The 18560-nt window shown below is 71.1% G+C and carries 14 protein-coding genes; 10 read left to right on the forward strand and 4 right to left on the reverse strand.

Annotation, left to right across the window (positions count from 1 at the left end):
• Positions 1-66: 66 nt before the first annotated feature.
• The 5 genes from AXW62_RS02535 (at position 67) to AXW62_RS02550 (ending at position 5570) form a co-directional block, all read left to right on the forward strand.
• Positions 67-2118 (forward strand): CocE/NonD family hydrolase, encoded by a 2052-nt coding sequence (locus tag AXW62_RS02535; RefSeq protein WP_060943033.1) that lies wholly within the window; start codon positions 67-69, stop codon positions 2116-2118.
• Positions 2115-2282 (forward strand): SDR family oxidoreductase, encoded by a 168-nt coding sequence (locus AXW62_RS45380; RefSeq protein ID WP_244502961.1) that lies wholly within the window; start codon positions 2115-2117, stop codon positions 2280-2282. The genes AXW62_RS02535 and AXW62_RS45380 overlap by 4 nt, the downstream gene beginning before the upstream one ends.
• Positions 2283-2795: 513 nt before the next feature.
• Entirely contained in the window at positions 2796-3491 is a 696-nt protein-coding gene (xynA, locus tag AXW62_RS02540; RefSeq protein ID WP_030840094.1) for an endo-1,4-beta-xylanase XynA, read from the forward strand.
• A gap of 343 nt (positions 3492-3834) precedes the next feature.
• A complete protein-coding gene (locus AXW62_RS02545) occupies positions 3835-5061 on the forward strand; it encodes a hypothetical protein (protein ID WP_244502963.1) in 1227 nt (408 codons plus the stop codon).
• Positions 5062-5177: 116 nt separating this feature from the next.
• Positions 5178-5570 (forward strand): hypothetical protein, encoded by a 393-nt coding sequence (locus AXW62_RS02550; RefSeq protein WP_060943034.1) that lies wholly within the window; start codon positions 5178-5180, stop codon positions 5568-5570.
• Here the strand turns inward: AXW62_RS02550 and AXW62_RS02555 are convergent.
• Positions 5545-7668 carry a tetratricopeptide repeat protein gene (locus AXW62_RS02555; RefSeq protein WP_079115441.1) on the reverse strand — a complete coding sequence of 708 codons (2124 nt, stop codon included), beginning with the start codon at positions 7666-7668 and terminating at the stop codon, positions 5545-5547. The two genes, AXW62_RS02550 and AXW62_RS02555, sit on opposite strands and share 26 nt — an antisense overlap.
• A gap of 153 nt (positions 7669-7821) precedes the next feature.
• Here AXW62_RS02555 and AXW62_RS02560 point away from each other — a divergent pair, with 153 nt between their 5' ends.
• From AXW62_RS02560 to AXW62_RS02565, 3 genes are all read left to right on the forward strand, one after another.
• Positions 7822-11055: an AfsR/SARP family transcriptional regulator gene (locus AXW62_RS02560; RefSeq protein WP_252368479.1), complete on the forward strand. Its 3234-nt coding sequence runs from the start codon at positions 7822-7824 to the stop codon at positions 11053-11055.
• A gap of 212 nt (positions 11056-11267) precedes the next feature.
• The gene (locus tag AXW62_RS43710) at positions 11268-11408 is read left to right on the forward strand and encodes a hypothetical protein (RefSeq protein WP_159060794.1); all 141 of its coding nucleotides are present in this window, start codon (positions 11268-11270) and stop codon (positions 11406-11408) included.
• Between the two features lie 238 nt (positions 11409-11646).
• Positions 11647-12201: an NUDIX hydrolase gene (locus AXW62_RS02565; protein ID WP_030840081.1), complete on the forward strand. Its 555-nt coding sequence runs from the start codon at positions 11647-11649 to the stop codon at positions 12199-12201.
• Between the two features lie 222 nt (positions 12202-12423).
• On the opposite strand, the gene AXW62_RS02570 is transcribed toward AXW62_RS02565, so the two are convergent.
• Positions 12424-12861, reverse strand: a complete 438-nt coding sequence (locus AXW62_RS02570) for a nuclear transport factor 2 family protein (protein ID WP_060943035.1) — start codon at positions 12859-12861, stop codon at positions 12424-12426.
• A gap of 242 nt (positions 12862-13103) precedes the next feature.
• Positions 13104-13877, reverse strand: coding sequence for a vWA domain-containing protein (locus AXW62_RS02575; protein WP_060943036.1), 774 nt, complete (start codon positions 13875-13877; stop codon positions 13104-13106).
• Positions 13878-14074: 197 nt separating this feature from the next.
• Between AXW62_RS02575 and AXW62_RS02580 the strand changes: the two genes are divergently transcribed.
• Positions 14075-14437 (forward strand): DUF5335 family protein, encoded by a 363-nt coding sequence (locus tag AXW62_RS02580; RefSeq protein WP_030840072.1) that lies wholly within the window; start codon positions 14075-14077, stop codon positions 14435-14437.
• 395 nt (positions 14438-14832) lie between these two features.
• Here AXW62_RS02580 and AXW62_RS02585 read toward each other — a convergent pair whose 3' ends face one another.
• Positions 14833-15618 (reverse strand): DUF4232 domain-containing protein, encoded by a 786-nt coding sequence (locus AXW62_RS02585; RefSeq protein ID WP_060943037.1) that lies wholly within the window; start codon positions 15616-15618, stop codon positions 14833-14835.
• A 291-nt stretch (positions 15619-15909) separates the two neighbouring features.
• On the opposite strand from AXW62_RS02585, the gene AXW62_RS45385 reads away from it, so the two are divergent.
• Positions 15910-18549 (forward strand): serine/threonine-protein kinase, encoded by a 2640-nt coding sequence (locus tag AXW62_RS45385; protein WP_252368480.1) that lies wholly within the window; start codon positions 15910-15912, stop codon positions 18547-18549.
• The last annotated feature ends 11 nt before the right edge of the window (positions 18550-18560 follow it).

An 18560-nucleotide genomic window follows, 5' to 3' on the forward strand; every position in this document is an offset into this window, starting at 1 on the left:
GCGTCCAGGGGCACCCGTGACCCCGTGCCGCCACCGAAGCCGCCAGGGAAGGAGCAGGTCGGCCCGATGCGCCTCGTGAGCAATCTGCCGTGCGCGACCAAGGAAGAGGACCACGTCACGATCGCCATGTCCGACGGCGTTCGCCTGTCAGCGCGCATCTGGCGTCCCACGTCCTCGGACGAGGAGCCGGTGCCGGCGGTGCTGGAGTACATCCCGTACCGCAAACGCGATCTGACCGCCGTGCGCGACTCCATCCACCACCCCTACATCGCCGGTCACGGCTACGCCTGCGTCCGCGTCGATCTGCGCGGCACCGGTGAGTCGGAGGGCGTGCTGACGGACGAATACCTGGAGGGGGAACAGAGCGACGCCGAGGAGGTCCTGGCCTGGCTCGCCGAGCAGCCCTGGTGCGACGGCACCACCGGCATGATGGGCATCTCCTGGGGCGCCTTCGCCGCCCTCCAGGTCGCGGCCCGGCGGCCACCGAGCCTGCGCGCCATCGTGATCGCCTCCTTCACCGACGACCGGTACGCCGATGACATGCACTACATGGGCGGCGCCCTGCTGTCGGACAACCTCGCCGAGGCGGGCACGATGTTCGCGTACGCCACCTGTCCGCCGGACCCGGCGGTGGTCGGCGAGCGCTGGCGCGACATGTGGCACGAGCGGCTGGAGAACGCCCGCCCCTGGGTACTGGAGTGGCTGCGCCACCAGCGCCGCGACGACTACTGGCGGCACGCCTCGGTATGCGAGGACTACCGGGCCGTGCGATGCCCGGTGCTGGCCTCCAGCGGCTGGGCGGACGGCTACTCCAACGCGGTGACCCGGCTGCTCGGCCATCTGGACGTACCGCGCAAGGGCCTGATCGGACCCTGGTCGCACAAGTACCCGCACCTGGGCGAGCCCGGCCCCGCCATCGGCTACCTCCAGGAGGTGGTGCGCTGGTGGGACCACTGGCTGAAGGGCGTGGACAACGGCGTCATGGACGGGCCCATGCTGCGCACCTGGATGCAGGACAGCGTGCCGCCCTCCACCTCCTACGAGGAACGGCCCGGCCGCTGGGTGAGCGAACCCCAGTGGCCCTCCCCGAACGTCGAGCCGGTCGCGCACCCGCTCACCCGCCACCGCATCGGGGACCCCGGTGACACGCCTCCCGGCCAGGAGCCGCACGGCGCCGCGCTGACCGTGCAGTCGCCGCTTTCCGTGGGCCAGTTCGCGGGCAAGTGGGCCTCCTACAACGCGCCGCCGGACCTGCCGTACGACCAGCGGGAGGAGGACGGCGGCTCGCTGGTGTTCGACACCGAGGCGCTCACCGAGCGGGTGGAGATCCTCGGCTCCCCCTCCGTCGAGCTGGAGCTGTCGGTCAGCGAACCGGTCGCCATGGTCGCCGCCCGGCTGTCCGACGTGGCGCCGGACGGCCGCGCCACCCGCGTCACCTACGGTCTGCTCAACCTCACCCACCGCGACGCGATCGGCACCCCCGAACCGCTGGAGCCCGGCCGGCGCTACCGCGCCCGGGTGCAACTCAACGGCGTGGCCCAGGCGTTCCCGCCCGGCCACCGCATCCGGCTGTCGCTGTCCACATCGTACTGGCCGCTCGCCTGGCCACCGCCCAAGCCGGTCCTGCTGAGCGTGTACGAGGGCGCCAGCACCCTCACGCTGCCGGTGCGCCGGGACCGGGACCGGGACCGGAGCAGCGAGGACGAGCCACAGCGTCCGTTCGGCGAACCCGAGGGCACACCTCCCATCGCCACCACCCGGCTCACACCCCCCGAACAGCGCTGGGACGTCAAGCGCGACCTGGTCGGCTACCGGTCCGAGCTGGAGATCGTCAAGGACGCGGGCACCCAGCGCTTCGACGACATCGGCCTGGACGTCGGCCGCCGGGCGTACGAGCGCTACACCGCCGTGGCGGACGACTTCACCTCGGTCGGCGGCGAGTCCACCTGGACCATGCGCTTCCACCGCGACGGCTGGGAGACGCGCGTGGTGACGAGCACGGTGCTGCGGTGCGGCGAAACCGAGTTCACGGTCGACGCCACGCTGGACGGCTACGAGGGCGACCGGCGGGTGTTCTCCCGCAGCTGGAACGAAACGCTGCCCCGGGACTGCCTGTGACCACCGACGCTCTCGCCCAACTCGGCAGCGACGCGCCTCTGCACCGCCCGTCCCAGCCGGAAGAGATCGCGCCGACGTATGTGTACCTGGCCTCGGACGCGGACTGCAGCTACACGGTGGGCGAGGTGATCGCCGTTACGGGCGGGATCGTGGACACCCGCTGACGACCGCCCGCCGACCGCACGCCGAGACGTGTTCCCGATGCCGGTGGCGGCCCTGCCAGAGGGCCGCCACCGGCATCTGCCGTCGCGCGCACCCGCACCACGCCCGCGCCCGCGCCGCCCACGCCCGCCCACACCCGCCGCCCGCGCCCAGAATGATCCGGAAGGGATCCGAAAATTATCGCCACACCCGCCCGGATATTGATCCCCTGGACCGCCGTTTCAGCGATCAATCCCGGATCAGTTGCCATCGCTTTCCCTTTGAGCAGGTCTTATTCCTCATCGAGAGAACAGCAGCCACAACAGTACTTCCGTAATGCTTGCGGAAACTGTTGACACCCCACGGAGCCGGACCAACACTGTCGGCATCGACGGACCTCATCCACCGTCGATCCGGGCCGATCCCACGGCCCTGCCTCACCCCGGTCCTTCACGGCCTGCACGGCTGCACGGCCTGCACGGCCTGCACGGCCTTCATGACCTTCGCGGTCTTCACGACCTTCACGAGGAGGAAGCATGCACCGGGACCACACCCCCAACCACCCGATCAGCCGCCGAGGCTTACTCGGCCGGGCCGGTGCCCTGACGCTGGCGACCTCCGGGCTGATGCTGCCGGGCATCGGCACGGCCAACGCCGACACGACCATCACCACGAATCAGACCGGCACCAACAACGGGTTCTACTACTCGTTCTGGACCGACGGCGGCGGATCGGTCTCCATGACGCTGGCCTCCGGCGGCAGCTACCGCACCTCATGGACCAACTGCGGGAATTTCGTCTGCGGTAAGGGCTGGAGCAACGGCGGCCGCAGGAGCGTGCAGTACTCGGGCAGCTTCAACCCGTCCGGCAACGGATACCTGTGTCTCTACGGGTGGACCACGAATCCGCTGGTGGAGTACTACATCGTCGACAACTGGGGCACCTACCGGCCCACGGGTACCTACAAGGGCGCGGTGACCAGCGACGGCGGTACGTACGACATGTACCAGACCACGCGCTACAACGCCCCGTCGGTCGAAGGCACGCGCACGTTCAATCAGTACTGGAGCGTCCGGCAGTCGAAGAAGACGGGCGGAACCATCACCACGGGCAATCACTTCGACGCATGGGCCCGTTCCGGAATGAACCTGGGCAGTTTCGTGTACTACATGATCCTCGCGACCGAGGGATACCAGAGCAGTGGGAACTCGAATCTCACCGTGAGCGGATGACCATCCCGGACCATCCTCCGGACCACCCCGGACCACCCCGGTCCACCCCGGACCCATCCCGTCCGAAGACGGATCGCACCTGTCCCCCGCTCCACAACAAGCCCCGGGCCAGTAGCCCGGGGCTTTTCGTCTGCCCGGACCGACGAGACCCCGGAGTTCGCCTTCCTCTTCCCCGGCCCCCCGCCCTGGACCTCACCGCACCTCTCCCACCTGCGCGTTCGGGCCCCGCAAGGTTTCGGCAAGGGGTCGGCAAGCCTTCTGTCCGCCGGGGCGGGCAGAGGACCGACGCGAGACCCACGAGGGTCCACGTCCGAAATCCGCACGAGAGATGAACGGGGGCGCCATGTCGGCGTTGAACACGATCGCAGAGTCTTCCCACGACGAGCCCCGCCAGTGGCTCACGCTGGTGGAACGCAAGAAGGTACTGGCCGTCGTCCACACCGTCACCTACGCCAAGCGGCTCCTCGAGGTCCTGTCGCTCCTGGAGGCCGACTTCCGGATCCAAGTGGTCTTCACCACCCCTCCGCACGCCTTCGGGGACGACGTGCCGCGCTTCCTCCAACACCAGGGAAGCCCCTTACTTCCCTGGTCGGAGGCCACCCACATGACCTTCGACCTCGCCGTGGCGGCGGGGCCGCGCGGGGTGGAGCAGGTGCGGGCGCCGGTGATCACCATGCCGCACGGCGCCAGCTACCTCAAACGCCTGCCCGGAGCCACGGACCCGGGGGTGGCGGGGCTGCGCAGGCGGGACCTCATGCCCGGTGGCAAGCCGCCGGCCGCCGTGGTCGTACCGCACCACGCCGATCTGCGGGAGCTGGAGCGGCACTGCCCCGAGGCGCTCCCTCTGGCGCATGTGGTCGGCGACCCCGCGCACGACCGGATCACCGCGAGCCTGTCACGGCGCACCGCCTACCGCCGTGCGCTGGGGCTCGCGGACGGGGAACGGCTGGTGCTCGCCGTCTCCACCTGGGGTCCCCACTCGTTCTTCGGCCGTTTCGAGATGCTGCTGCCGCGCCTGGTCGGGGAGCTTGCGTCCGGGCGGTACCGGACGGCCGTCCTGGTCCACCCCAACGTGTGGTCGGGCCACGGCTCGTGGCAGGTCACGACGTGGCTGGCGTGGTGCCGCCGGCTGGGTGTCAGCGTGGTGCCGCCGGAGGCGGACTGGCGCAGTGTGCTGGTCGCGGCCGACTACATCATCGGCGACCACGGCTCGGTCACCCTCTACGGAACGCTCACCGGCGCCCCCATCCTGCTGACCGGGTCGCCGGAGCCGGAAATCAACCCGCATTCCCCGGCCGCCACGCTCGCCGTCACCGCGCCGGCGCTGTCCCCGGCGCATCCGCTCCCCGAGCAGCTCGACTACGCCGCCGCCGAATACCGCCCGGAGGAGTACGCCGCGATCGGCGCGCGCATCACCTCCGAGCCGGGCCGTTTCCACCGCAACATGCGGCGGCTGATGTACCGGCTGCTGCGGCTGGGCCAGCCCGCCCACGAACCGCGGGCGTTGCCCCTGCCGGATCCGCCGACGCTGCGGGCGTGGACGGCCGATCGTGGGCAGGCATCGGCATGAGGTGGCCGGCCTGGTGCTTCGTCACCGTGGAGTGGTGGGCCGCGGCTCCGCCGGAGCCGGCGCCGGCGCCGTCCTTGTGCCTCTGGACGGGCCGGGCGCCGGGCGGAGGCGTCCTGTTGGCCCGCACCGGCCGCGCGGACACCCGCCGGGGGCGCGTCCTCGACGAGCACCTGACGGTGGATGCCGATGCCTGCGCCGACGCACGCCGCCTGGATTGTGCCGACGTGCTGTGCGGAAGCCGCCCGCGGCCGGCCGCCGAGGCGGTGCGGTGGCTGGCGGAGGTCGGTTGCGCCAGACCGGCCTGCGGCCTGGCCGCCGTACCGCTGGCCGGTGGCGGCTGGATGGCGCGCGGCGGTACGGATCCGGGCGTGGTGGCCCTGCCGTGCCAGGTGCCGCCGCAGCACTGGCTCTTCGTGTCCTGCCTGCACGCATGGCTGGTGGCGGGGCTCCCGCTGAGCGCAGTGGTGGAGGCGCACCCGCGGTTCACGTACCGCCCGGCGCTTCCCTGAGCCGGCGGGCGTCGGCGGGGCTGGTGACCTCGAACAGCGCGCGGGCGCGGGCGCGGAAGTGCCGTGCTTCGGTCTCCTCCCCGCGTTCCCGGGCGCTGTCCCCGAGCATTTCCAGGGCACGGGCCTGCCAGTGGACCGCCCCGGAGGAGGTGAACACCGCGAGCGCCTCCTCCATCGCCGCCGTACCCGCCCTGTGCTCACCGGCGCGCGCACGGGCGCGCCCCAGGAAGACCAGGGCCCGGGCCGCGTCATGCGGGTCGTTGACGGCCAGCAGACCGGTGTGCGCGTGGGTGAAGTACTCGACGGCCCGGCCGGTGTCGTCCTGGGCGAGTGCGATCTCACCGAGGATGATCCTGGCCAGGGCCACACCGCGGGGGTAGCCGCACGCCTCCCAGCAGGTGATGGCCTGGTTCAGATACTCCACGGCACGCGCCGTCCGTCCGGCGTCGCGGTGGCAGCCGCCGAGGCCCAGCAGCGCCTGTCCCTCGTCCCGTACGTCACCCGCCTCGCGCGCCGCCCGGCGGGACCGCTCGTACCACTCGGCCGCGTCGTCGACGCGGCCGGCGGCGCTCAGGCCGATGGCGCCGGAGTTGAGCATCCGGCGCTCGGCCTCGGCGTCGCCGTCTTCCCGGGCCGCCGCCAGGCCGATCTCATGGGCCTCGATCCACAGGTCGTAGTGGCGCAGCCGCAGGAAAACCGGCCACATGGCGTCCACCAGCTGCCAGGTCATCGCATGCCACTCGGATGCCGCGGCGGCGCGTATCACCGCCATGAGGTTCATCCGGTGGGCATCGAGCCAGGCGAGCGCGCCCGGATCGTCGGCGAAGGGCACGGGGAGCCCGGCCGGGTGGGTCACGTCCCGGGCGAGGGTGAACTGCGCGGGCGTGATCAGCTTCTCGGCTTCGGTGGCCGTCTCCAGATACCAGTCGCAGACCCGCCGCAGTGCCTCCGCCCGAGCCGGAGCGCTCTCCTCCGCGGTCGCCCGGCCGTGGGCGTGGACCCGCACCAGGTCGTGGAAGCGGAAGCTGCCCGGCCCGGTCTCCTCCATCAGATTGGCCTCGACCAGCTCGTCCAACCGGGCTTCGGCCCACTCCAGGGAGGCGGCGCAGGCCGCGGCGGCGCTTCGCGCGTCGAAGGTCCGCAGGGGCAGCGGGCCGAGCCTGCGGTACAGCAGGGCGGCCTCCTCGGTCAGAACGGCGTAGGAAGCGTCCAGCGCGTTGCTCACCGTGTTCTCTCCCTCCACGTGCAGCGCGGCCAGCCGCTCCGTGTCCCGGGTCAGGGCGTCGGCCAGGGTCTTGACGGACTGTCGTGGCCTCGACGCCAGGCGCGCGGAGGCAAGGCACAGGGCAAGGGGCAGTCCGGCACACAGCGCGACGACCTGGCGCGCCGCGGACGGCTCGTTCGCCACGCGGTCGTCGCCGATCGCCCGGCTGAGCAGCTCGGCCCCGGCGTCCGGCCGCAGCGCCCGCAGCTGGTGCACCGCCGCTCCGTCCATGCGGAGACCGGTCAGCCTGCGGCGGCTGGTGACCACGGTGAGGCCGTGCGGACCCGCGTGCAGCAGCGGACGTACCTGGGCGGCGGTGAACGCATTGTCCAGTACTACCGCGATCCGGGCTTCAGCGGTCCAAGACCGCCACAGTGACGCTTTTTCGGCCATATCAGCAGGCACCGAGCCGGCCCCGAGCGCCCGCAGGAACTGGCTCAGGACCTCGCCGGGGCTCGCGGGGCCCTGGGCCGAGTGCCCGCGCAGGTCGGCGTAGAGCTGCCCGTCGGGGAACTCGGCCGCCAGGGAGTGGAGCCAGCCGCACACCAAGGTCGTCTTGCCGATCCCGGCCGGGCCGCTGACCACGATCAGCGACCGGGCCGGGCGGTCCCGCCCGTTCCCGGTCAGCAGTCCCTCCAGCGCCGTCATGTCGTCGTTACGGCCGGTGAAGTGGGCCGGGACCGGCAGGAGCTGCCGGGGTGGCGGCACCCTGGCGGCCGCCCCCGTGTGCACATGGATGCCGCCGTGCACGTCGCGCGCCTGGACCGCGGGACCGTCGATCCGGGCCCGGCCGCCGATCAGGTTCTCCTGGGCGTCCCCGGGTGCCTGGCCCATCCGTCCGTCCCCCCGGTCAGTCGGTCGCCGTTTGTATGGATCAGTCCGGTCCTACCCTCGACGGGACTTCGGCGATGCACCCGGGAACGCCCGATGACGTGATTCGGCCAGTGCGCCGCGAACGGTGTATGGCGGCCGCCCATCCCCCGTGCCATGCTCGCTCAAAACGGACAGACCAGCGGGAGGACGCTGGTGGACATCCACTTACTCGGACCGGTGGAGCTTCGGCTGGAAGGCCGGCGGCTGAAGCTCGGTTCGGACAAGGAACGGGCCGTGCTGGCCGCTTTGGCCCTGGAAGTGGGCCGCCCCGTCTCGATGAACGCGCTCATGGACCGGCTGTGGGACGGCGAGGCTCCACCGCGCGCCCGCGAGAACGCGCACACGTACGTCTCTCGGGTGCGCAAACATCTGCGCCTCGCCGGTACCGGTCCGAGCGCCCCGCGCATCACCGGCCGGGCCCACACCTATGTGCTGGAGGCCGACCCCGACTCGGTGGACCTGAACCGCTTCCAGCGCCTGGTCGATCTGGCCGGATCGGTGGCGGCGAGCGGCGACGACGAACGCGTCGTGGACCTCCTCGTCCGCGCCGAAGGCCTCTGGGAGGGGGAAGCCCTCGCCGGGCTGCCCGGCACCTGGGCCGAAACCGTGCGCGCGACGCTCGCCGAACGCCGGCTCCACGCGGCCACTTCCCGTATCGCGGCCCTGCACCGGCTCGGGCGTTTCGCGGACTCGGTCGGAGAGCTGTCGGCCATGGTGCGCCACCGCCCGGAGGACGAGACGCTGGCAGGCCAGCTGATGCTGGCGTACTACGGCAGCGGCCGCTACACGGACGCCCTGCGGGTGCACCAGCAGGCCCGTCACCTGCTGATGTCGGTGTTCGGCTGCCGCCCGGGGGCCGAACTGGAGCGCATACACCGCGGCGTCCTCGACCGGACACCGGTGGACCGGCTGGTCCGGAACGCCACCGCCGGGGCGTCCTCCGGCCCCGCTCCCGGAGGGCATGCCTCCGCCCAGCCGCCGCCGCGGAACCTGCCGTACCAGCCGCCGCTCATCGGCAGGCGCTCCGAACTCGAGGTCCTGATGGCGGCGGTCAGCACTGCGGCGCGGGAGGGCCCGGTGCTGACCCTGGAGACGGTCAGTGGTATGGCGGGGGTCGGCAAGACCGCGGTCGCCGTGGACGTCGCGCGGACACTGGCTCCCCGGTTCCCCGCCGGCCAGGTCTTCCTGGACCTGCGCGGCCACTCCCCCTCCCAGGAACCGCTGAGTCCGGGCGCGGCCCTCGCCACCCTCCTGCGGTTGTTCGGCACGCCCGCCGACACCATCCCTGTCCGGCTGGACGAGTTGACCGCCCTGTGGCGGACCACCATCGCCGACCGCCGAGCCGTGATCGTGCTGGACGACGCGGCGAGCCCGGACCAGGTCGCACCGCTGCTGCCCGGCAATTCACCGTCCCTGACCATCGTCACCAGCCGCCGCCATCTGACGGGGCTGCCCCATGCGATTCCGCTTCCGCTCGACGTCCTGCCGACCGACGACGCGATCAGTCTCTTCCGCAGTTTCGCGGGTGCGGCACGAACCCAGGACATCACGGAGACCGCCCGCATCGTGCGGCTGTGCGGTCATCTGCCGCTCGCCATCGAATTGGTGGCCAACCGCTTCCGTTCCCGCCCCTCCTGGACTCTGACCACCTTGGGCGAGCGCCTGGCGCGCAGCCCCGGGCCCCTCGGCGAGATCCGCAACGCCGATCAGGAGATCCTGCGCGCGTTCGCCCTGTCCTACCGCGCCCTCGACACCGACCAGCGCACAACGTTCCGGCGCCTGGGGCTGCATCCGGGGCCCGACTTCACGGCCGAATCAGCCGCGGCGCTCCTCGGCCGGTCACCCGGCGAAACCGAGCGCCTGATCGAATCCTTGCTCGAATGCCACCTTCTCCGTGAACCGGTACCGGACCGGTACCGGTACCACGACTTACTGGGCGATTACGCCCGGATGCTCGCCCTTTCGGAAGACGGTGAACGGGACCGCGAGCAGGCCCTGACCCGGCTGACCACTTTCTATCTGCGGGCCGCCGAACAGGCCGACCGCATGGCGTATCCGCGGAGAATCCGGCTCGCCACGGAAGAGCTTCCGGCCCTCCCCGGTATGCGCAACGCCGATGAGGCGCGCGCCTGGTTCACCGCCGAACGCGGCAACCTCCTGGCCGTCGAACGCCACGCCCGCACCCACGACTCCCGGCCGTCCGCCGCCCGGCTCGCCCACGCCATGGCGGGGTTCCTGGAGGCCGAGTGCCACTGGCAGGACGCGGCCGACATCCTTCAGCACGCCGCCGACCACTGGTCCCGCACCGGCGACCAGCCGGCCCTGTGCCACGCCCTGCTCTGCCTCAGCTCCAACCACGCCAACACGGGCCGCTACGCGCGGGCCGTGGAGGCGGGCGAACGGGCCCTGGAGATCGCGCGGGCGACGGGGGACCGGGAAGCGGAGTGGGAGGCGTATCGGAATCTTGGGGTGATTCATTGGCACATGGGGGAGAACGAGACAGCGGTGGTGCTGCACCAGAAGGCGCTGGCGATCAGCGTGGCGGCCGGGAACGTCCTCGATCAGGCCAGGTCCCGAAACAACACCGCGATATCCCTGCTCGCCCTCGGCGAACTGGACCGCGCTCTCGACCACTTCCAGAACGCCATATCCGGATTTCGGTCCGCAGGCGAAGAGACCGGCCTCATCAGAACTCTCAACAATGTAGGTGACCTGTACGCACAACGTGGGGACTACACACAGGCCCGGAAGGCTTTCGAGGAATTACTGCCCCTGACGGAGGCCACCGGAAACACCTATGCCCAGGCAATGGTGCGTACCAACTTGGCCGCAAATCTCGCCGAAACCGGAGAAATCACACAAGCACTCGCCCTGCACCAGCAAGCATTGACGGACTTTCGCCTATTAGGGGATAGAAAGAGTCAGGCGACGGCATACAACGGGCTTGGGGAAGCGCACTTCAAGAAAGGCTCTTTCGAGGCGTCCATCGAGAACCACCTGAAGGCCCTGGACATCGCCCATGACATCGGAACGACCCAGGAAATCACGCGCGCCCTGCGCGGACTGGGCCAGAGCGAACTCGCCAGTGGCCGACTCGAGACCGCAGCCGAGCACCTGGAGGCGGCCATAGCCGCCGCGGACAAGGCCAACGCCCGCGACGAGGGGGCCAGAGCGCGGGCGATACTCGCCGAGGTGCGGGCAACGGCGGGCGATGTCACGGAGGCCCGGGACCTGCTGCGCCGGGCGCTTTCCACGCTACGCGGACTGAACGGACGAGAAGCGAACAGATTGCATGCACTCCTGACCAAAATCGATCACGGAGAAACAGAATCCACGACTCGCCAGTAAGTTAATCGTCGGTAGCATGCGGCGGCCCGGCAACTACCGAACGCTCGTTCTTCGATCTTCCGTTTTGATCTTGGAGACGATCGGCACTAATCTCGCGTGCGCGGTGTCCACCGTGACACCACCCATCGAATTCGCGAGTACAGGTGCAAAAATTGAACAAGCCTACCGGTCGGCCTGGAGCAGTGACGTTTCTCTTGATAGTGTTGGCGTGCATGCCGACTCTGCTCAAGATATCGACATCCAGCGTTCCGGCACCCCCGGAGGATGACAGGAACCACCCCGGCGTGGTGCGGCATGCCGAGGACATCGCCGCCGCCATCATCACCCACCCGGCATACGTCAGGCAGCACTAGGATCGTCGGCCAGCCACCATATTCAAAGGCCCAGGTCATGGACCCGGGCCTTGTTCATGCCCATGCCGTCGGACACGCGTCCCATCGGTGGCGCACACCGCGATCGGTGGCGCACTTCGCGATCGGTGGCGCACTTGGTGGAGGCCAAGTCCTGGCGGACCCATTCCAACTCTCCCTGACACACTCCCCCGACAAAAACCCCGCGCCCGGTGACGGTCGCGACGTTAGGATCTGGCGCATGGCCACAGCCGACCACGCAGCCATCAATGTCCTTACGGGCTACCGGCCGAAGACCACCGCGGAATGCGTCGATATCGAGCGGGTGCGCGCCCTCATTGAGGCAGGCGCCCCCTGGGACCGGTCGAATTCCCTTCACATCACCGCCTCCGCCCTGATCGTGCACCCCGACAGCGGCCGGGTGCTGCTGCGCTGGCACCCGCGCCACGAGACATGGCTGCTGGTCGGGGGTCACGCCGACCCGGGCGAGAACGACCCGCTCGCCATCGCCCTGCGGGAGGGGCGGGAGGAGACGGCACTGCCCGACCTGGCGCCGTGGCCGGACGCGGAGGTACGGCACCTGGTGATCGTGCCGGTCCCCGCGAACAGCCGGGAGCCCGCACATGAGCACGCCGATGTGCGCTTCGTGCTGGCCACCAGCGCTCCCGAGGCGGTGCGGCCGGAGAACCCGGACGCACCCCTCCTCTGGCTGACGCCGGACGAGGCGCGAATGGCGACCACCGAGGCCAACATCCTGGACACGCTGTCCCGGGTGGAGCCCCTGCTCGTGCGCTGACCGGGGGTGGGGTGCAAGGGGGCACGGCACACCGCCCACGGTTCTGTTCGCCTGACGGGACGCCGACCAACCGTCCTGTGTCCTGACGGGACGCCGACCAACCGTCCTGTGTCCTGACGGGACGCCGACCAACCGTCCTGTGTCCTGACGGGACGCCGACCAACCGTCCTGTGTCCTGACGGGACGCCGACCAACCGTCCTGTGTCCTGCCCTACGGCGTGCCTACGGCGTGGTGAACGCCTGGGCGACGGCGAGGCTGTCCTCGTATACGTGGTGCCGGGTGACGAGGCCGTTTTCCAGCGTGAGGTGCAGGGCGAACCGCGCACGATAGGCGCGCCCGGTGGACCGGGCGGTCTGGCGGATCTCGCCCAGTACGACCGCGTCGTCGCCATCGACGAGGATCCGCTCGACCTCGGTGGCCGCCTGCTCGGGCACATGGTGGCGGGCCAGCTCCCGGAAGTGGTCGGCCACGTCCGCCCGGGTGGACCGGTGCCGGATCCACGGGGTGGCGGCGCGGCCGTGCTCGGCCTCCGGCCAGTCCAGCTTCCAGTCGCTGCGTTCCGCGTACAGCTCGGCGATGCGCTCGGGGTCGCCCTCACCGATACGGCGCAGTAGCTCCTCCACCAGCGCGCGGGTGGTCATGGGTGCGGCCAAGGACATGGTGATCCCTTCGATCGGAAACCCTGTGGGAAGCGATCACCATGCTGCCCGGGGCGGCGGACCAGCGCGATGACGTCACAGGTAATGCCGCCCCGGGCAGCGGCGGCCTGGGACGGCGGGGCCGGGGCCCCCGCCGCACGGGAGGTGGGCGCGCCCCGGTCCGACCGTTCTCGGCGAGGTCAGCTCTTCAGAGGGCAGCTTTTTCAGGAGGGCAGCTCTTCAGGAGGCAGCTGTTCGCGCGGTCAGCTCTTCACGATGCCCGTGGCGCGAGCGGCGGTCAGCCACTGCGGAAATTCCTGGAGCAGCTGATCGTAGAGGTCGGCGTCGGAGAGGGCCTTCGGGTCCGGCCCGGCGGCGAAGAACCCGGCGTTGTCGACCACGCGTCGGCCCGGCACCGACAGCTCGTCAAGCCGGCGGAGGAAGCGGAACTCATCGTCGCCGAAACCGATGAACTGCCAGAAGATCGGCAACTTCGCCGCCGTGCACAGCACGTGTTCCGCAGCCGCCTTGGAGGTGGGGGAGCCGTCGGTCTGGAAGACCACGAACGCCGGATCGTCGGATCCGCACGACGCGTAGTGGTCGATGACGGCCTGCATGGCAACGTGGTAGTTGGTGCGGCCCATGTGACCCATCGAGTCGTGCAAGGGGCCGATCCGGTCCCGGTAGGCGTCGAGGCTGATCTCGGCGGTCCCGTCGATGTCGGTGGAGAAGAAGACGACCGGCACGACCCCGTCGTCGTCAAGGTGGGCCGCGAGGGCGAGGGTCTGCTCGGCCAGATGCTGAACGGAGCCGTCACGGTAGTACCGGCGCATACTCCCGGAGCGGTCCAGGACCAGATACACGGCGGCCCGCTGCCCACCGACCCCGCGCTTGGTCAAGGAGACCGCAGCCGTCTTGTAGAGGCTGACCAGCGCGGGAGCCCGGGTGGTGACCTTCTCCAGGCTGATCGCGGCGGCGCATGCCGTGTCCGGCTCACGGTCGTCGATACGGGGGTGCTTGCGATAGTCGATGGCCATGCGCAGTGATTGTCCCCCAACCGGGCGGGCTCCATGAGGTACGGCCTCGGGCCACGCCTTTCGGCCGGTTTCGTCCGGGGAGGTCAAGGCCGGGCGGGCCGGTTCGACCCGGGTGGACGTGGCGGCCGGGGGTGGTGGCGGCGAGCGTTGAACGGGTTGGCCGCACCAGGAGGGCCAGGACCGAAGGAGGGTGGACGATGGCCGGTTCCACAACGCTCGATCGCGGGGAGTGGCGGACCACGCTCGATCAGATCACACACGAGCACCAGGGCGAACTCGTCACCATCGAAGTGCTGGACCCGTCGGCCGGGCATCAGTACGAAGCCGAGCGGCTGCCCTTCTCGTCGCTCGCGTACGACCCGAGGGACGACACGGTGATCGGCGCCGTCGGCGGGAGGCCGCCGCGGTATCCGGTGGTGTTGCGGCACATGGTGGCGCATCCGACCGAGGTCGACATCGCTACCGAGGACGTTCCGGAGGCGGCCGTGCGGGTCGTCGCCCCGGACGGCACCGCCACCTTGATCACCTTCTACCCGGAGGAGTCCGGGACGAGGGGGTGACGGCCGGGTGTCCCCGGCGGGGGCAGGAGCCGGGGTCAGGGACGTTGGGTCATGGGCGCCGAGTCACGGGCGCCGGGTCACGGGCGCCGGGTCACGGGCGCCGGGTCGGGCATCGGGTCATGGGCGCTGAGTCACGGGCATCGGGTCACGGGCGCCGGGTTGCGGGCGCTGGGCCACGGGCGCTAACCGATGCCCATCCGTTCCCCGCCCCTGTGCGTGTGCGCGCCGGTGTGCGCTGCGGTTCGGTGCTTCGGCGACGCCGCTTCGTCCGGCGATGCCGCTTCGTCCTCCGAGAGAGTTGTTTCATTGCAGGACGGAGTTCATGTATGCGGACATGCGACGGGGTCTGGCCAGGGCCTGCTGAGGGCGGGAGAGGCCGCGGGCGTGGCCGTGCGTCACCAGGACAGGGCGTCCTGCACATCCGTCTGCCAGTACGTGACCTTGGCGGCACCGTCGACGAAGACCGAGTCACCGGGCAGCTCGACCTTGACGGGGTCCTCGTTGCCGTCGACGAACACGTCGAGCGCATCGGCCGTTCCGCCCTCCGCGCCCGAGCCGTCCGCCCCGGAGGTGGTGATGCCCGCGTAGGTGCTCTCGCCCGGGGCGAGGACGACGGCGGACTGCGGCTTGCTGTCCTCGTACGCCGGGGTGGCGGCCTGCGCGTCGGCGCCGAACTTCAGGCTGGGGTAGCCGACGAGCTTGCAGTCCACGCCGGCCCCGTTGGTCGCCGTGAGCAGCAGGTGGTTGACCGGGCTCTTGACCTCCTGGACCGAGAGGGCCGTCTTGTTGACGTCGCAGTCACCGAGCGATTCGGGCCCGGAGTCTCCGGCGGGCTTCTGGGACTGCGCCTTCGCATCCTTGACGCCGGAGACGTCCTCCCCGCCGGTGCTGCCCCCGTCGGCGCCGGTGCTGCCGCCCTTGTCGGCGGTGCTGCCGCCCTTGTCGGCAGTGGCGTCCTCGTGGCCGGTGGCGTCCTTGTGGCCGGTGGCGTCCCTGTGGCGGGTGCCGGTGGCGTCCTTGTCGGCAGCGATGGAGGCCGAGGCCGACGTCTCCGCCTTGTCCGCCTTGCTGGAGCCCCCGTCCTCGCTGCACGCCGCGGTCAGGCCAAGAGCGGCGACGGCCAGCATCGAGGCGGCGATCGTACGGACGGTGCGGCCGCGGCGGTAAGCGGTGACGTGCATGGCGGGTTCCCCTGCGAGTCGGAGGTCGGCCGGTGCGCTCGCCACCGGCCTTCGGGTACGGCCATGAGCATTCCGTGGCCCGCTGGCGTGCCGGCACCGTTCCGCTAACGCGGTACTAACACCCCGCCCCGGTCCGCCGCCTGATCCCCGTTCCGCCCGTTGGCCCGGCCGCGGGTCACCGTTCTGCCACGGCGCGGGTCCCCTGGTCCACCAGCTCCCCCGCCGACCTACGCTAGTGCTCCGGTACGCCCGTTCAAGACGCGGACAACGGCGCGGGAGAGGGGATCGGCGATGCCGCTGGCCACCGGTGATCCGGAATCCATAGGCGGCTACGCCCTGGTCGACCGGCTCGGGTCGGGCGGCATGGGCGTCGTCTATCTCGGGCGTTCGGCCTCGGGGCGGCAGGTCGCGCTCAAGCTGGTTCACGAGCAGTACGCGCAGGACGAGGAGTTCCGGACCCGCTTCCAGCAGGAGGTCGCGGCGGCGCGGCGGGTGAGCGGGGCGTTCACCGCCCCCGTGGTGGACGCCGACCCGGAGGCCGACCGGCCGTGGATGGCCACGCTGTACGTACCGGGGCGCACGCTGTCCGAGGTGGTACGGAAGGACGGCCCCTTGGACGGGCGGGAACTGCGGACGCTCGGGCTCGGGCTGGTCGAGGCGTTGCGCGACATCCACCGGGCCGGGGTGGTGCACCGGGACCTGAAGCCGGCCAACATCCTGATGGCCGAGGACGGGCCGCGCGTCATCGACTTCGGCATCTCCCGCGCCGCCGACAGCCAGACGCTCACCGTCACCATCGGGCGCGTGCTCGGCACCCCGCCCTTCATGTCGCCGGAGCAACTGCGCAGCCCACGGGGGGTGACGGCGGCGTCGGACGTGTTCTCGCTGGGATCACTGCTGGTCTACGCGGCGCGGGGCAGCAGCCCGTTCGAGTCCGACAGCCCCTATCTGTCGGGCTACCAGGTGATGTACGAACATCCGACGCTGGACGGCGTCCCGGAACCGCTGCTGGGCATCGCCGAACACTGTCTGGCCAAGGAGCCGGACGCCCGGCCGGGGCTGGACGAACTGCACCGCATGCTGCGCACACTGCCGGACTTCCCCGCGGCCGAGCCGGTGAGCGGCGAGGGCGCGGAGGGACCGAGCGCCGGGGCGGGCCGCGCGGAGCGGCACGACGCCGGGGAAGCGAGTGCTGAGGGACCGAGCGGTAAGGGGCGACCCGATTCCGGGGCGACCGCGGGCGCCGAGGCGATTGGTGACACCGGAACGGCAGGCGGCACGAGGACGGTTGGCGGCCCGAGGACGGCGGGTGGCACGGGGACGGTTGGCGGCCCGAGGACGGCGGGTGGCACGGGGACGGCTGACGGCACGGGGACGGCGGGTGGCGCGGGGACGGCCCCCGGCACCGCGATCGCCGGCGGCACCGAGGCGATTGGCGGCACCGGAACGACCCCCGGCACCGGAACGACCAACGGCACGGGGACAGCCAACGGTACCGGGGAGGCCAACGGCACCGGGACGACCCCCGGCACCGGGACGATCGGCCGCACCGGAGCCGCCTCGGACGCCGGGACGGCCGCCGCCGAAGAACGTCCCCCCGCCTCCCCGGCTCCCGACCATGGCGACGATGGCGACGATGCCGACGACTCGAAGCGCACCCGGCCCGGACGCGGTGCCCGGCGACGGCTCGTCGTCAGCACCGCCGGGGTGGCCCTGGCCGTCGCCGGGGTGACCGTCGCGGCGGCGGTCTTCGCCCCGGACACGACGGTGTCGTCGGGCACCACGTCCACCACCGCGTCCTCCCAGCGGCCCGCGTCACTCCCCGCGGGCTGGCGGCCCTGGCGGACGAACCTGCGGGTCGAGGCCGAGGGGCCGCCCCTCGACTACCAGGAGGCCGGATGTGCCTCGGACGGTGGCAGGAACCTGTACTGCGGCGGAAACGGTTTCACGGTCGCCAAGGTCGACGCCGCCACCGGTCGCGTCCTGTGGCGGTGGGGCTCCAGGCCCCAGTCGGCCCGGCCGCTCGGGGTGCGGGACGGAACCGTCTACACCTACCGGGAGTCGGAGGCGGGTCTGCGGTGGGTGGTGGCCCTGGACGCCGCCACGAAGCGACAGCGGTGGGAGCGGAGGATCAGCGGCACCGCGTCGGTGCGCCTGTTCCGCGGCGGAGTGCTGACGATGTCTCCGGAGGACGGGGCGCTCGTCGCCTACGGGCCGTCGGGTACGCGGCTGTGGCAGTCGCCGCAGGCGTACGGAAAGTTCTGCGAGCCGACGGCGCTGGCCGACGCGCCGTACGCCCTGTGCTCGCCCGTCACCTCCGACGACCTGGCCGCCGAGGGCCCCTACGACCTGCTGCGGCTCAACCCCTCCGACGGCACGCAGCGCGAACTCACCACCCTCCCGCGGAAGACGCTGACCCTGGGCGCGATCCGGGGGAAGCCGCTGTTCGCGGTGGCGAAGACCACGAAGGAGGTGTACGACTCGGGGTACGAGCGCCCGTACAACGCCTTGGTCCGGGTGGATCCGCGCACCGGCCGGACCACGCGGCTCCCGCTGCGGCGCTCCGTCCTCGGCACGCCCACCCTGCTGGGCGGTGTCGTCTACTTCGTCCGGACCAACGGGACGGTCACCGCGGTGTCGGCGGACAGCGGCCGGGAGCTGTGGCAGCGGGCGACGGACACGGAGAGCCTGTCCGCGCCCGTGTTGTCCAAGCGGTACGGGCAGCTGTACTTCACCAACCGCTTCGGCCGTCTGCTGGCGCTGAAGGTGAACGACGGCGCGGAGGCGTGGCGCACGGCCGCGCTGGACGACCCCGGCACCTCGGCGCCGGATACCGAACCGAAGGTGATGCTGGTCAAGGATGCGATCGTGGGGACGGCCGGGGACACGGCGTTCTCGGTACGCCCGGACCGTCCCTCGGACCGGCCCTAGCCCCGCCCGGG

Origin of the sequence: Streptomyces hygroscopicus subsp. hygroscopicus, assembly GCF_001553455.1 — a bacterium.
GTDB lineage: Bacteria > Actinomycetota > Actinomycetes > Streptomycetales > Streptomycetaceae > Streptomyces > Streptomyces hygroscopicus.